Origin of the sequence: Megasphaera sp. NM10 (assembly GCF_000417505.1) — a bacterium.
Taxonomy (GTDB): Bacteria; Bacillota; Negativicutes; order Veillonellales; family Megasphaeraceae; genus Megasphaera; species Megasphaera intestinihominis.
This window is the reverse complement of the sequence record NZ_APHY01000077.1, coordinates 1-15,090: the sequence shown is the minus strand read 5'-3', so window position 1 is coordinate 15,090 and position 15,090 is coordinate 1. Positions and strand designations below refer to the sequence as shown.

Annotated in this window: 11 protein-coding genes and 5 tRNA genes; 15 read left to right on the top strand and 1 reads right to left on the bottom strand. The window is 51.3% G+C overall.

Going from position 1 to position 15,090, the window contains the following annotated elements; all coding sequences use genetic code 11:
• From dnaB to NM10_RS11060, 15 genes are all read left to right on the top strand, one after another.
• A complete protein-coding gene (dnaB, locus tag NM10_RS11130) occupies positions 1-1,332 on the top strand; it encodes a replicative DNA helicase (protein WP_020311653.1) in 1,332 nt (443 codons plus the stop codon).
• Between the two features lie 195 nt (positions 1,333-1,527).
• A tRNA-Thr gene (locus NM10_RS11125) sits at positions 1,528-1,603 on the top strand.
• A gap of 6 nt (positions 1,604-1,609) precedes the next feature.
• Positions 1,610-1,695: transfer RNA gene (locus NM10_RS11120), tRNA-Tyr, on the top strand.
• A 5-nt stretch (positions 1,696-1,700) separates the two neighbouring features.
• Positions 1,701-1,776 (top strand) — tRNA-Met (locus NM10_RS11115).
• Between the two features lie 58 nt (positions 1,777-1,834).
• A tRNA-Thr gene (locus NM10_RS11110) sits at positions 1,835-1,910 on the top strand.
• A 5-nt stretch (positions 1,911-1,915) separates the two neighbouring features.
• Positions 1,916-1,992: transfer RNA gene (locus tag NM10_RS11105), tRNA-Met, on the top strand.
• A 148-nt stretch (positions 1,993-2,140) separates the two neighbouring features.
• Complete coding sequence (tuf, locus tag NM10_RS11100) at positions 2,141-3,328, top strand: elongation factor Tu (protein WP_020311652.1); 1,188 nt, start codon at positions 2,141-2,143, stop codon at positions 3,326-3,328.
• Positions 3,329-3,918: 590 nt separating this feature from the next.
• Complete coding sequence (locus NM10_RS11095) at positions 3,919-4,815, top strand: mechanosensitive ion channel family protein (RefSeq protein WP_020311651.1); 897 nt, start codon at positions 3,919-3,921, stop codon at positions 4,813-4,815.
• Positions 4,816-5,128: 313 nt separating this feature from the next.
• Positions 5,129-6,649 carry an L-lactate permease gene (locus NM10_RS11090; RefSeq protein ID WP_020311650.1) on the top strand — a complete coding sequence of 507 codons (1,521 nt, stop codon included), beginning with the start codon at positions 5,129-5,131 and terminating at the stop codon, positions 6,647-6,649.
• 815 nt (positions 6,650-7,464) lie between these two features.
• Complete coding sequence (gene pct / locus NM10_RS11085; RefSeq protein ID WP_020311649.1) at positions 7,465-9,018, top strand: propanoyl-CoA transferase Pct; 1,554 nt, start codon at positions 7,465-7,467, stop codon at positions 9,016-9,018.
• Positions 9,015-9,929 carry a VOC family protein gene (locus tag NM10_RS11080; protein WP_014015706.1) on the top strand — a complete coding sequence of 305 codons (915 nt, stop codon included), beginning with the start codon at positions 9,015-9,017 and terminating at the stop codon, positions 9,927-9,929. The genes pct and NM10_RS11080 overlap by 4 nt, the downstream gene beginning before the upstream one ends.
• A 25-nt stretch (positions 9,930-9,954) precedes the next feature.
• Positions 9,955-10,731 (top strand): acyl-CoA dehydratase activase, encoded by a 777-nt coding sequence (locus NM10_RS11075; protein ID WP_014015707.1) that lies wholly within the window; start codon positions 9,955-9,957, stop codon positions 10,729-10,731.
• A gap of 21 nt (positions 10,732-10,752) precedes the next feature.
• Positions 10,753-12,039: a 2-hydroxyacyl-CoA dehydratase subunit D gene (locus NM10_RS11070; RefSeq protein WP_020311648.1), complete on the top strand. Its 1,287-nt coding sequence runs from the start codon at positions 10,753-10,755 to the stop codon at positions 12,037-12,039.
• A complete protein-coding gene (locus NM10_RS11065; RefSeq protein ID WP_014015709.1) occupies positions 12,039-13,157 on the top strand; it encodes a 2-hydroxyacyl-CoA dehydratase subunit D in 1,119 nt (372 codons plus the stop codon). Before NM10_RS11070 ends, NM10_RS11065 begins: the two co-directional genes overlap by 1 nt.
• 198 nt (positions 13,158-13,355) lie before the next feature.
• Entirely contained in the window at positions 13,356-14,504 is a 1,149-nt protein-coding gene (locus tag NM10_RS11060) for an acyl-CoA dehydrogenase (RefSeq protein WP_020311647.1), read from the top strand.
• Positions 14,505-14,801: 297 nt separating this feature from the next.
• On the opposite strand, the gene NM10_RS11055 is transcribed toward NM10_RS11060, so the two are convergent.
• On the bottom strand, positions 14,802-15,090 hold a 289-nt coding region (locus NM10_RS11055), incomplete at its 5' end, for a ketopantoate reductase family protein (protein ID WP_020311646.1).

Genomic DNA, 15,090 nt, shown 5'->3' with positions numbered 1-15,090 from the left:
ATGGAACAGCGGATTCCACCGCAGAACGTAGAGGCGGAACAAGCCGTCCTGGGGGCGATGCTCTTATCCCATGATGCCGTCATCGTCGCTATGGAAAAGCTCCAGTCCCAGGATTTTTACCGCGACGTCCATCGCATCATCTTCGAGGCCATGGAACACCTCCATCGGGAAAATAAAGAAATCGACGTCATCACCCTGCCGGACGAGTTGAAACGCATGAAGAAGCTCGACGATGTAGGCGGTCTCGAATACGTCCTGAACCTGCCGAACCTGGTCGGGTCAGCGGCCAATATCGAATATTACGCCAATATCGTCGCCGAGAAGGCCCTGGCGCGCAACCTCATTTCGACGTGTACCGAACTGACGACGGAAGCCTATGACGGCCAAAAGGAAACGGAAGCCCTCCTGGACGATGCCGAACGGCGCATTCTCCAGCTGTCGGATACAAAGAACCGCGGCGATTTCGCTTCCGTCGGCGCCGTCGTCGAAGTGACCCTGGACAAGATCACCAAGCTCTATGAAAATAAAGCGGGCCTCACCGGCCTGCCGACGGGATTCCGCGACCTGGACCGCATGACGTCAGGCCTGCAGCCGTCGGACCTGATCCTGGTCGCTGCCCGTCCGAGTATGGGCAAGACGGCCTTTACCCTGAACATCGCCCAGAACGTCGGCGTCCGTCAGCATAAGACGGTAGCCTTCTTTTCCCTGGAAATGTCCCAGGAACAGCTAGTCCAGCGACTGCTCTGCCAAATCGCCCATATCGACTCGCAGAAACTGCGCACAGGCCAGCTCAACAGCGATGAAGAGTGGACGCGCCTGACCGATGCCTGCGACAAGCTTTATGAGTCGCCCATTTACATCGACGATACGCCGGGCATCTCTGTCGCCGAAATGCGATCGAAAGCGCGGCGCCTCAAGTCGGAACACGGCCTGGACCTGATTATCGTCGACTACCTGCAGCTCATGCAGGGGCGCAATGCCGAAAGCCGCCAGCAGGAAATCTCCGAGATTTCCCGGTCCCTCAAGGCCCTGGCGCGGGAACTGAAAGTACCGCTCATCGCCTTGTCCCAGCTCAGCCGCAGTGTCGAAAGCCGGCAGGATAAACGGCCTATGCTCAGTGACCTCCGCGAATCGGGGGCCCTGGAACAGGATGCGGATATCGTTTCCTTCTTGTACCGCGAAGATTACTACGATAAGGAAACGGAGAACCAGCACATTACAGAAGTCATCCTGGCCAAACACCGCAACGGCCCTGTCGGGTCGGTCAAGCTCTACTTCAAGAACGAGTTCACGCTGTTCCTCAACCTGGACACGCAGCATGAAGGTAGATAAAATTAATTTAAAAAAAGTGTAAAAAGCACTTGCATTATTCCGTGGGGTATAGTATACTAATCAAGTCAGCGGTTCTGACAGAGCCTTTTGAAACGGGGTTCTGCCTCGTCAGAAGAAATAAGAAAAGCTGATAAAAAAGTTCTTGACAGAACGTCAGTCCTTTGATATAATAGACTACGTTCCACGGAACAGTAAGCCAACGTAGCTCAATTGGTAGAGCAACTGACTTGTAATCAGTAGGTTGTAGGTTCAAGTCCTATCGTTGGCTCCAGTAAATGGTGGGGTTCCCGAGTGGCTAAAGGGAGCAGACTGTAAATCTGCCGGCGTTTGCCTTCGAAGGTTCGAATCCTTCCCCCACCACCAATCATCGCGGGGTGGAGCAGTTGGTAGCTCGTCGGGCTCATAACCCGAAGGTCGTAGGTTCAAGTCCTGCCCCCGCTACCAAATTTTTTTACTGTCAGGTAAAAAAACAACTTCATAATTGGCTTTGACCAGTTCATAAGCTGTTGTAGCTCAGTCGGTAGAGCGTATCCTTGGTAAGGATAAGGTCACCGGTTCAATCCCGGTCAATAGCTCCACACATGGCGGCTTAGCTCAGTTGGCTAGAGCATGCGGTTCATACCCGCAGTGTCCAGAGTTCGAATCTCCGAGCCGCCACCACACTAATAACCTCGTGCATACGAGGTTATTTCTATATGCAAAAATATTTTTTGTTTAAATTTTCCTATTTTTTTAAGCAAAGAGTATGGATGTGTGATAGAATACAAGTGGGTAGCTGTTTTTTTTCCTAAAGGAGGAAATGATTACAATGGCAAAAGAACATTATGAAAGAACAAAACCGCATGTTAATATCGGTACGATTGGTCACGTCGACCATGGCAAAACGACATTAACGGCTGCTATTACGAAAGTATTAGCAAAGAAGGGCTTTGCCAAGTTCGAAGATTACTCCGATATTGACAAGGCTCCGGAAGAACGTGAACGTGGTATTACGATCAACACGGCGCACGTCGAATATGAAACGGAAAAACGCCACTATGCACATGTTGACTGCCCGGGGCATGCTGACTATGTCAAGAACATGATCACTGGTGCAGCTCAGATGGATGGTGCTATCCTCGTTGTATCCGCAGCTGACGGCCCGATGCCGCAGACTCGTGAACACATCCTCCTGGCCCGCCAGGTCGGTGTACCGGCTATCGTCGTATACCTCAACAAAGCTGACCAGGTCGACGATCCGGAACTGATTGAACTCGTTGAAATGGAAGTCCGCGACCTCCTGACTGAATATGATTATCCTGGCGATGAAGTACCTATCATCGTAGGTTCTGCATTGAAAGCCCTCGAAGGCGATCCGGAAGCTGAAAAATCCATCCTCGACTTGATGGATGCTGTCGACAGCTACATCCCGACGCCGAAACGTCCGACGGACCAGCCGTTCCTGATGCCTGTCGAAGACGTATTCACCATCACCGGCCGTGGTACGGTTGCTACGGGCCGTGTCGAACGTGGTACGATCAAAGTCGGTGACGCTGTCGAAATCGTCGGCCTCGCTGATAAACCGAAAGATACCGTCGTTACGGGCGTTGAAATGTTCCGTAAGATCCTGGACCTCGCAGAAGCAGGCGACAACATCGGCGCACTGCTCCGTGGCATCGACCGCAAAGACGTCGAACGCGGCCAGGTCCTGGCTAAACCGGGCACGATTCATCCGCACACGAAATTCAAGGCTCAGGTCTATGTCCTGACCAAAGATGAAGGCGGCCGTCATACGCCGTTCTTCAACGGCTATCGTCCGCAGTTCTACTTCCGCACGACTGACGTAACGGGTGTCATCACCCTGCCGGAAGGCACAGAAATGTGCATGCCTGGCGATAACGTCAAGATGGAAGTCGAACTCATCACACCGATTGCTATCGAAGCAGGCCTGCGCTTCGCTATCCGTGAAGGCGGCCGTACCGTAGGTGCCGGTGTCGTATCCGAAATCGAAGGCTAAAAGATAGTTTAAAGTTTGTAGTGCCGAGTTTGTAGAAAGAGGTTAAATTTTTAGCCAATAACTGCAAACTAAAAACTACAAACTTGATACTTAAAAGAGGGGCTGTCGCACGAAGGTTTCTGCCATCATGCGAGGCCCCTTTCTCTTTATAGTTTGCAGTATGGAGTTTGTAGTCTGTAGAAATGGAATTTAAATTTTCTAATCACTAACTGCTAACCACTAGCAACTTAAAAGGGCTTGTTGCATGTGCAACAAGCCCTTTTTTTGCATACATTTATGCGCAAGGCTACAGGCCGTGAATTAGTTATCGCCTGTCTGCGCAATTGTAGGGGCTCGCACGTGGTGAGCCCGCTTCTAGTATAATGAGGGAATGACGGTAACTGTAACGTAAGGCATCCGTCGGAAGCCTCTCCTCATAGGAGAGGTAGCCCGAAGGGCCGGAGAGGTTAACCTCTCAGTCAGCTGCGCTGACAGCTCTCCTAGCAGGAGAGCCGGGCCGTCGGCCCCTACGAACCCCTAACCCCTAGCCACTAGCCACTACCCAAAATCCCGGGTATAATATAACTACACACAAGAGGAGGGTGCGAAATATGAACATTGCTGAAAATACGGCCGATACAGCGCAGCAGGCGGCTAACGTCGTCCAGGCCGATGTCCAGAACCAGGTCACGCAGAGCGTCACGACGCTGGACCATTTAAAGGATTTTCTGCTTAACCACGGTCCCGATGTCATCTATGCCATCGTCATCTTCATCGTCGGCCGCTATGTGGCCCGGGCTTTCAAGAACCTGGCTGTCCGCATGATGACCCATGCCAATTACGACCATACGGTCATCACCTTTGTCAGCCAGCTGATTTATTATGCCATCATGGCCTTGGTCCTGTTGTCGGCCCTGAATAAGGCCGGTATCCCGACGAATTCCTTCCTGGCCGCGTTCGGCGCCTTTGGCCTGGCTGTCGGCCTGGCCTTGCAGAGCAATCTGTCGAATTTCGCTTCCGGCCTTTTGATCCTGATCTTCAAGCCTTTCAAAGCCGGAGATTGGATCGCCGTCGGCGGCGTAGAAGGCAGCGTCAAAGGGATTCAGATGATGAATACGGCTATTACGACGAAAGACAACAAGACGATTTTCATCCCCAATTCCAGTATCACCTCGTCCCAGGTGACCAACAGCTCTTACCAGCAGGAAAGGTACATTACTTTTTTCTTCGACATCGGTTACCAGAACGACCATCACAAGGCCATTGCCCTGCTGAAGCAGATATTCCGGGAAGACAGGCGGGTCCTCAATGCCGACACGATGGAAATCGGCATCCGCGAATTTGCCGAAAGCTCCGTGCGCATCGCCGCTTTTCCCAAGGTCGCCAAGGAAAATTATTACCCCGTCTATTACGACACTATGTCCAAGGTAAAGGATACCTTCGATGCCAACGGTATTGATATACCTTATCCGCAGCGCGTAATTTATATACAAAAAAATGAACAATAAAACGTTACTTTTTGAACATGTTTTCAGCTATTTCTTAGGAAATAGCTGATTTTTTTGTACCCTATCCATAGTATGTGAAAAAAAGAATAAAGACGGGAAATAAGAATATTCGCCAAAATCGAAAAATAATCTTGCGTTTTTCGTCTAACTAAGGCTTGAACTATACTTTAATAGCATTGTTAAGCTGTTGATTTATGCCCTTTTTCTATTATATAATAGTATCATGTTGTTCGGGAATTAATTATTTAATTATTAATAGTTTTTGAGCATATAATAAGTTCAAAAGTGAACAAAGAAAGAGGGTATTTGTATTATGGTATTTTTATTGGCATTGTCACCTATTTTGTGGCTCATCGTTTCTTTGGGCTTCCTGAAGATGCAGAGCTTCAAGGCATGTCCCATTGCCTTGATCATTTCTTTTGCCGTCGCCCTGGCCTGGTATCATATGCCGGGCATGGATGCCGCTACGGCAGCCCTGGAAGGCGTGGCCCTGGCATGCTGGCCTATTTTACTGGTCATCATCGCCGCTATCTTTACGTATAATCTGACCTTGTACACCAAGAGCATGGATATCGTCAAGCACATGCTGACGACGGTCAGCAAGGACCGCCGCGTCCTGGCCCTGCTCATCGGCTGGGGTTTCGGCGCCTTCATGGAAGGCATGGCCGGCTTCGGTACGGCTATCGCTATCCCGGCGTCGATGCTGGTTGCCCTGGGCTTCGACCCCATCAAGGCTATCCTGGTCTGCCTGGTTGCTAACTCCGTTCCGACAACGTATGGTTCCATCGGTATCCCTGCCAGCACCCTGGCTAACTTGACGGGCCTCGATCCGGTCCAGCTGTCGACGTATATTAGCTTGCAGCTCCTGCCGCTCAACATCCTTTGCCCGTTCATCATCGTCGCCATCGTCGGCGGCTCGCTGAAGGCCCTCAAAGGCGTTTTCATGGTTACCCTGCTCTCGGCCCTGGGCCTGGCTGTGCCGGAACTCATCGTCTCGGCCTTCGTCGGTCCGGAACTGGCTGTCATGGGGGCTTCTATCGTCATCATGGCCCTCATCGTCGTTTATTCCCATTTCCGTCCTATCGACGATCCGGAATATGCCATGGACATCAATCCGGCTCACGTACCGCTCCGCGGTGGTCTGCTGGCTTGCCTGCCCTTCATCTTGATCTTCGTCTTCTTATTGCTGACGTCGAAACTCGTTCCCTTCATCCATGCACCGCTCATGGCTATTAAATCGTCGGTCCTCATCTATACCGGTCAGGGCGGCGTACCTTATACCTTCATCTGGGTCAATACGCCGGGCATCCTCATCCTCCTGGCAGCCTTCATCAGTGGTAAGGCCCAGTCGGCCCGTTTTAGCGAAATGTTCTTCGTCTTGCTGAACACCATCAAAGGCCTGCGCAATACGATCATCACCATCATCGCCGTCATCGCTACAGCTAAAGTCATGGGCTACAGCGGCATGACGTCAGATATCGCCCGCACGGCTGTCGAAGCGACGGGCATGATGTATCCGGCCATTGCACCGCTCATCGGCTCTGTCGGCACGTTCATCACCGGTTCCGGTACGTCCAGTAACGTCCTCTTCGGCAACCTCCAGACCGATGCCGCTGCCGCCATCAACGCCAATAAAGCCTGGCTGGCTGCTGCCAACGCGGCCGGTACCTGCGCAGGCAAGATGATTTCGCCGCAGAGTATCGCCATCGCCGTCGGGGCCATCTCCCTGACCGGCAAGGATAACGAAATCCTTCAGGCAATCATGAAAGTCTATGTACCATATATCATCCTCTTAGGGGCCATCGTCTACTTCGGACAGGTCCTGGTAGGGTAGGGAAAAAGGGACTGTCGCACATGCGACAGTCCCTTTTTCTGTAGGGGCTTGCACGTGGCAAGCCCGCCTGAAATGTGATGTAGACGTTATACATGACAAATGATATGCGTGAAAACGTTCAATATACTCCAATCTATTATGTCTATACAATCATGATAGGCCTGTCTTAGAATATGAGTGATTATTCATTTTAGGGAGAGCGCCACCAAATATCCAACGGGTCGCCCACGTGGCGACCCCTACAGCGCAAAAAAAGGCTGCCGTATAAAGCCATCTGGGCTTCGTGCGGCAGCTTTTTTAGATGATTCAGGCGAACCACTAGCCACGAACCCCTAACCACTAATCCCTAGCCCCTAAACTTCCTATTACGAACTATTCTAGAAGGAAAGAATAAGTACCGTTTTTCACATACTATAACGAATTATCATGCTTGGTTTTTAACAGTACCTTTTGGTCATGGCTGTTTTACAGGGGTTTCCGACTTTTTAATATATAATATCGATTAAACTAAAAATCATACGTGATGAATTAATCTATTTATGTCAATATATAAGCCATTTTATTGCCGTAATTCGCTTGAAATTAGTTGTTCGATAAATAATTATAAATATCAAAATTTATAATTCTAAAGTGGAATAGATTTGTAGATTTTCTATTCCTTGTGACTAATTTGTCCCGATTTATTCATTGACGTTATGGGTTTTCCATGATATCATTCTAGTCAGTAATTCACCTTTGGAAAATTTTCACAAAGGCGTACGACAGTAGCGACGACAGCGTCGGTACACTCTACATAGCAGGAGGAAGTTACGGTAATGAGAAAAGTAGAAATCATTACAGCTGAACAAGCAGCTCAGCTCGTAAAAGACAACGACACGATTACGTCTATTGGTTTTGTCAGCAGTGCCCATCCGGAAGCCCTGACCAAAGCCTTGGAAAAACGGTTCTTGGATACGAACACGCCGCAGAACCTGACTTACATCTACGCAGGTTCCCAGGGTAAACGCGATGGCCGTGCTGCAGAACACCTGGCACACACAGGTCTTTTGAAACGCGCCATCATCGGTCACTGGCAGACAGTACCGGCTATCGGTAAACTGGCTGTTGAAAACAAAATCGAAGCATACAACTTCTCGCAGGGCACGCTGGTTCATTGGTTCCGCGCTTTGGCAGGCCACAAACTCGGCGTCTTCACGGATATCGGTTTGGAAACTTTCCTCGATCCCCGTCAGCTCGGCGGCAAGCTCAATGACGTAACCAAAGAAGACTTGGTCAAATTGATCGAAGTCGACGGTCACGAACAGCTTTTCTATCCGACCTTCCCGGTCAACGTAGCTTTCCTCCGCGGCACTTATGCCGATGAATCGGGCAACATCACCATGGATGAAGAAATCGGGCCTTTCGAAAGCACTTCCGTCGCCCAGGCCGTTCACAACTGTGGCGGTAAAGTCGTCGTCCAGGTCAAAGACGTCGTCGCTCACGGCAGCCTCGACCCGCGCATGGTCAAGATCCCCGGCATCTATGTCGACTACGTCGTCGTAGCAGCTCCGGAAGACCATCAGCAGACGTATGACTGCGAATACGATCCGTCCCTCAGCGGCGAACATCGTGCTCCCGAAGGCGCTGCCGATGCAGCTCTCCCCATGAGCGCTAAGAAAATCATCGGCCGCCGCGGCGCTTTGGAATTGACTGAAAACGCTGTCGTCAACCTCGGCGTCGGTGCTCCGGAATACGTTGCTTCTGTTGCCGGTGAAGAAGGTATCGCCGATACCATTACCCTGACCGTCGAAGGCGGCGCCATCGGTGGCGTACCGCAGGGCGGTGCCCGCTTCGGTTCGTCCCGCAATGCCGATGCCATCATCGACCACACCTATCAGTTCGACTTCTACGATGGCGGCGGTCTGGACATCGCTTACCTCGGCCTGGCCCAGTGCGATGGCTCGGGCAACATCAACGTCAGCAAGTTCGGTACTAACGTTGCCGGCTGCGGCGGTTTCCCGAACATTTCCCAGCAGACACCGAATGTTTACTTCTGCGGCACCTTCACGGCTGGCGGCTTGAAAATCGCTGTCGAAGACGGCAAAGTCAAGATCCTCCAGGAAGGCAAAGCCAAGAAGTTCATCAAAGCTGTCGACCAGATCACTTTCAACGGTTCCTATGCAGCCCGCAACGGCAAACACGTTCTCTACATCACGGAACGCTGCGTATTTGAACTGACCAAAGAAGGCTTGAAACTCATCGAAGTCGCACCGGGCATCGATATTGAAAAAGATATCCTCGCTCACATGGACTTCAAGCCGATCATTGATAATCCGAAACTCATGGATGCCCGCCTCTTCCAGGACGGCCCGATGGGGTTGAAAAAATGAAACCTATGCGACTCCACCACGTAGGCATTGTCCTGCCGACCTTAGAAAAAGCCCATGAATTCATGCAGAATAATGGACTTGAAATCGACTATGCCGGCTATGTCGATGCTTACCAGGCTGATCTCATTTTCACTAAGTTTGGTGAATTTGCCAGCCCGATTGAAATGATTATCCCGCACTCCGGTGTGCTTACCCAATTCAATGGTGGCCGCGGCGGCATTGCCCACATCGCCTTCGAAGTGGACGATGTCGAAGCTGTCCGCCAGGAAATGGAAGCAGATTGTCCGGGATGCATGTTAGAAAAGAAAGCTGTCCAGGGTACGGACGACATTATCGTCAACTTCCGCCGCCCGACAACCAACCAGGGTATCCTCGTTGAATATGTTCAGACGACAGCACCTATCACCGGCCGCGGCGAAAATCCTTTCGTTAAGAATCTCGGCCCGGAAAAAGGGAAGCTCAACGAAACATGGCATCCCATGCGCCTGCACCATATCGGCATCGTCTTGCCGACCTTGGAAAAGGCCCATGAATTCATCAAGACCAATGGTCTGGAAGTGGATTATTCCGGTTTCGTCGACGCCTACCATGCGGATCTCATTTTCACTAAAAAAGGTGAAAACAGTACGCCTATCGAATTCATTATTCCCCGTGAAGGGGTCCTCAAAGATTTCAATCATGGCAGGGGAGGTATCGCTCATATCGCCTTTGAAGTGGATGATGTCGAAAAGGTACGTCAGATTATGGAAAGCCAGAAGCCTGGTTGCATGCTCGAAAAGAAAGCCGTCCGGGGAACGGACGATATCATCGTCAACTTCCGCCGTCCCAGCACGGACGCCGGCATCCTCGTCGAATATGTCCAGACCGTAGCTCCCATCAATCGCAGCAATCCCAACCCTTTTAATGATTGATTTTTTATAAAGAAAGGTGAAAACTGTGTATACTCTCGGAATCGACGTTGGTTCTTCTTCTTCCAAGGCAGTCATCCTGGAAGATGGCAAGAAGATCGTCGCCCATGCCGTCGTTGAAATCGGCACCGGTTCGACCGGTCCGGAACGCGTTTTGGACGAAGTCTTCAAAGATACCAACTTAAAAATTGAAGACATGGCGAACATCATCGCCACAGGCTATGGCCGTTTCAATGTCGACTGCGCCAAAGGCGAAGTCAGCGAAATCACGTGCCATGCCAAAGGGGCCCTCTTTGAATGCCCCGGTACGACGACCATCCTCGATATCGGCGGTCAGGACGTCAAGTCCATCAAATTGAATGGCCAGGGCCTGGTCATGCAGTTTGCCATGAACGACAAATGCGCCGCTGGTACGGGCCGTTTCCTCGACGTCATGTCGAAGGTACTGGAAATCCCCATGTCTGAAATGGGGGACTGGTACTTCAAATCGAAGCATCCCGCTGCCGTCAGCAGTACCTGCACGGTTTTTGCTGAATCGGAAGTCATTTCCCTTCTTTCCAAGAATGTCCCGAAAGAAGATATCGTAGCCGGTGTCCATCAGTCCATCGCCGCCAAAGCCTGCGCTCTCGTGCGCCGCGTCGGTGTCGGTGAAGACCTGACCATGACCGGCGGTGGCTCCCGCGATCCCGGCGTCGTCGATGCCGTATCGAAAGAATTAGGTATTCCTGTCAGAGTCGCTCTGCATCCCCAAGCGGTGGGTGCTCTCGGAGCTGCTTTGATTGCTTATGATAAAATCAAGAAATAAGTCAAAGGAGAGAACAAAATCATGAGTGAAGAAAAAACAGTAGATATTGAAAGCATGAGCTCCAAGGAAGCCCTTGGTTACTTCTTGCCGAAAGTCGATGAAGACGCACGTAAAGCGAAAAAAGAAGGCCGCCTCGTTTGCTGGTCCGCTTCTGTCGCTCCTCCGGAATTCTGCACGGCTATGGACATCGCCATCGTCTATCCGGAAACTCACGCAGCTGGTATCGGTGCCCGTCACGGTGCTCCGGCCATGCTCGAAGTTGCTGAAAACAAAGGTTACAACCAGGACATCTGTTCCTACTGCCGCGTCAACATGGGCTACATGGAACTCCTCAAACAGCAGGCTCTGACAGGCGAAACGCCGGAAGTCCTCAAAAACTCCCCGGCTTCTCCGATTCCCCTTCCGGATGTTGTCCTCACTTGCAACAACATCTGCAATACCTTGCTCAAATGGTATGAAAACTTGGCTAAAGAATTGAACGTACCTCTCATCAACATCGACGTACCGTTCAACCATGAATTCCCTGTTACGAAACATGCTAAACAGTACATCGTCGGCGAATTCAAACACGCTATCAAACAGCTCGAAGACCTCTGCGGCCGTCCCTTCGACTATGACAAATTCTTCGAAGTACAGAAACAGACACAGCGCTCCATCGCTGCCTGGAACAAAATCGCTACGTACTTCCAGTACAAACCGTCGCCGCTCAACGGCTTCGACCTCTTCAACTACATGGGCCTCGCCGTTGCTGCCCGCTCCTTGAACTACTCGGAAATCACGTTCAACAAATTCCTCAAAGAATTGGACGAAAAAGTAGCTAATAAGAAATGGGCTTTCGGTGAAAACGAAAAATCCCGTGTTACCTGGGAAGGTATCGCTGTCTGGATCGCTCTCGGCCACACCTTCAAAGAACTCAAAGGTCAGGGCGCTCTCATGACTGGTTCCGCTTATCCTGGCATGTGGGACGTTTCCTACGAACCGGGCGACCTCGAATCCATGGCAGAAGCTTATTCCCGTACATACATCAACTGCTGCCTCGAACAGCGCGGCGCTGTTCTTGAAAAAGTTGTCCGCGACGGCAAATGCGACGGCTTGATCATGCATCAGAACCGTTCCTGCAAGAACATGAGCCTTCTCAACAACGAAGGTGGCCAGCGAGTCCAGAAGAACCTCGGCGTACCGTATGTCATTTTCGACGGCGACCAGACCGATGCTCGTAACTTCTCGGAAGCACAGTTCGATACCCGTGTAGAAGCTTTGGCAGAAATGATGGCAGACAAAAAAGCCAATGAAGGAGGAAACCACTAATGAGTCAGATCGACGAACTTATCAGCAAATTACAGGAAGTATCCAACCATCCCCAGAAGACGGTTTTGAATTATAAAAAACAGGGCAAAGGCCTCGTAGGCATGATGCCTTACTACGCTCCGGAAGAAATCGTATACGCTGCAGGCTATCTCCCGGTAGGCATGTTCGGTTCCCAGAACCCGCAGATTTCCGCAGCTCGTACATACCTTCCTCCGTTCGCTTGTTCCTTGATGCAGGCTGACATGGAACTCCAGCTCAACGGCACGTATGACTGCCTCGACGCTGTCATCTTCTCCGTTCCCTGCGATACCCTCCGCTGCATGAGCCAGAAATGGCACGGCAAAGCTCCGGTCATCGTCTTCACACAGCCCCAGAACCGTAAGATCCGCCCGGCTGTCGACTTCCTCAAAGCTGAATACGAACATGTCCGCACTGAATTGGAACGTATCCTCAACGTAAAAATCTCCGACCTGGCTATCCAGGAAGCTATCAAAGTATACAACGAAAACCGTCAGGTTATGCGTGAATTCTGCGACGTAGCTGCTCAGTACCCGCAGATCTTCACTCCGGTCAAACGCCATGACGTCATCAAAGCCCGCTGGTTCATGGACAAAGCTGAACACACCGCTTTGGTCCGCGAACTTATCGACGCTGTCAAGAAAGAACCGGTACAGCCGTGGAATGGCAAAAAAGTCATCCTCTCCGGTATCATGGCAGAACCGGATGAATTCCTCGACATCTTCAGCGAATTCAACATCGCTGTCGTCGCTGACGACCTCGCTCAGGAATCCCGCCAGTTCCGTACAGACGTACCGTCCGGCATCGATCCCCTCGAACAGCTCGCTCAGCAGTGGCAGGACTTCGATGGCTGCCCGCTCGCTTTGAACGAAGACAAACCGCGTGGCCAGATGCTCATCGACATGACCAAGAAATACAATGCTGACGCTGTCGTCATCTGCATGATGCGCTTCTGCGATCCGGAAGAATTCGACTATCCGATTTACAAACCGGAATTCGAAGCAGCCGGTGTCCGTTACACCGTCCTCGACCTCGACATCGAATCTCCGTCGCTCGAACAGCTCCGCACCCGTATCCAGGCTTTCTCGGAAATTCTCTAAGAATCGCCTGATCCATCAGCCATCTGGGCGGGACTCCGAAAGGTGCCTGCTACAGGATAAATTGCCTGCTCCGGCAGACAGTATGGCAGCTTGCAGCCCGCGTTGTGCGGGCTGTGGGCTGTTCATGACGCTTTAAAGACGGCTCTGCCGTTTTTAAATAAAAACCATATATACAATCTTTTAGGAGGAAACTCAATCATGGAATTCAAACTTTCTGAATTACAGCAAGATATCGCAAATCTCGCAAAAGATTTTGCAGAAAAAAAATTAGCTCCCACTGTCAAAGATCGCGACGAAAAAGAAGTCTTTGACCGCGCTATCCTCGACGAAATGGGTACTCTCGGCCTTCTCGGTATTCCTTGGGAAGAAGAAAACGGCGGCGTAGGTGCTGACTTCCTCAGCCTCGCAGTTGCTTGCGAAGAAGTAGCTAAAGTTGACCCCTCCATCGCACTCAGCTTTGAAGTACACACTATGCTCTGCTCCTGGCCGATCTGGAAATTTGGCACAGCTGAACAGAAAGCTAAATTCCTCAAACCCCTCGCAGAAGGCACAAAACTCGGCGCTTTCGGCCTCACCGAACCGAATGCTGGTACCGACGCTTTGAACGGCTCCACAGTCGCTACGAAAAACGAAGATGGCAGCTACACCTTGAACGGCTCCAAAGTCTTCAACACCAACGGCGGCGAAGCTGACGTTACTGTCGTATTCGCTTCCACGGACAAATCCAAAGGCGCTAAAGGCATGAGCGCTTTCATCCTCGAAAAAGGCATGGAAGGCTTTACCTATGGCAAAAAAGAAGTTAAAATGGGTATCCGCGCTTCCGTACAGCGTGAACTCGTATTCCAGAACGTAAAAGTTCCGGCTGAAAACCTCCTCGGCAAAGAAGGCGAAGGCTTCAAGATCGCTATGATGACCCTCGACGGCGGCCGTGTTGGCGTTGGCGCACAGGCTCTCGGCATTGCTGAAGGTGCTTACAATGCAGCTGTTCAGTATGCTAAAGAACGTACACAGTTCGGCAAACCGATCGCTAAATTCCAGGCTATCAGCTTCATGCTCGCTGACATGAAACTCAAAATCGAAACGGCTCGCCTCGCTGTCTACAAAGCAGCTTGGAAAATGGCTCAGCCTGACGTTAAATCCTACTCCGTAGATGCAGCTATCGCTAAGAAATATGCTTCTGACGTAGCTATGCAGGTCACCACCGATGCTGTCCAGGTATTCGGCGGCTATGGCTTCACTCGCGAATATCCGGTTGAACGCTACATGCGCGATGCTAAGATCACTCAGATCTACGAAGGCACCAACCAGGTACAGCAGATGGTTATCTCTGGCGCCATCCTCAGATAGTCAAAGAGTTTCCTAACAGAACTCTCCTCCTTTTGAAACACGTATAGAAATAGTATAAAACAGTATGAGATAAAACCGCTTACAAAGAGAGGCTGTCGCCGATGCGACAGCCTCTCTTTTTCGTATTTGTAATTTGCAGTTTGTAGTGGCTCCCCTGAGAAGGGGAGCTGGCCGCTCCAGGCGGTCTGAGGGGCCTTACTACAGTAATGCGTAAGCCAGCCCCTAACCACTAGCCACGAGCCACTAACCACTTAACGGGGCTTTACACTGCGGCCTGCGGCGCCCGTATGGGCGCCCCTACACCAACGCCCGGTAACATTTCTCCGACATGGGCACGGGCACGCCGTACTGGCGGGCCAGGCGGATGAGGGCGCCGCTGAAGGTATCCAGTTCGCTCTGGTGGCCGGCGGCGATGTCCCGCTCGAGGGAGCTCGTGGCATCCATGTCGTCGCTGCCTAAGATGCGGTCGTACTGGTCGTCGACGATGTCGTCGGGCAGGGGGACGCCGGCGGCCTTGCCGACGTCATAGGCTTCCTGCAGGAGAGCCCGGAATTCTTCCCTGCCATGGAGCTGGGAGAGGGCCTGA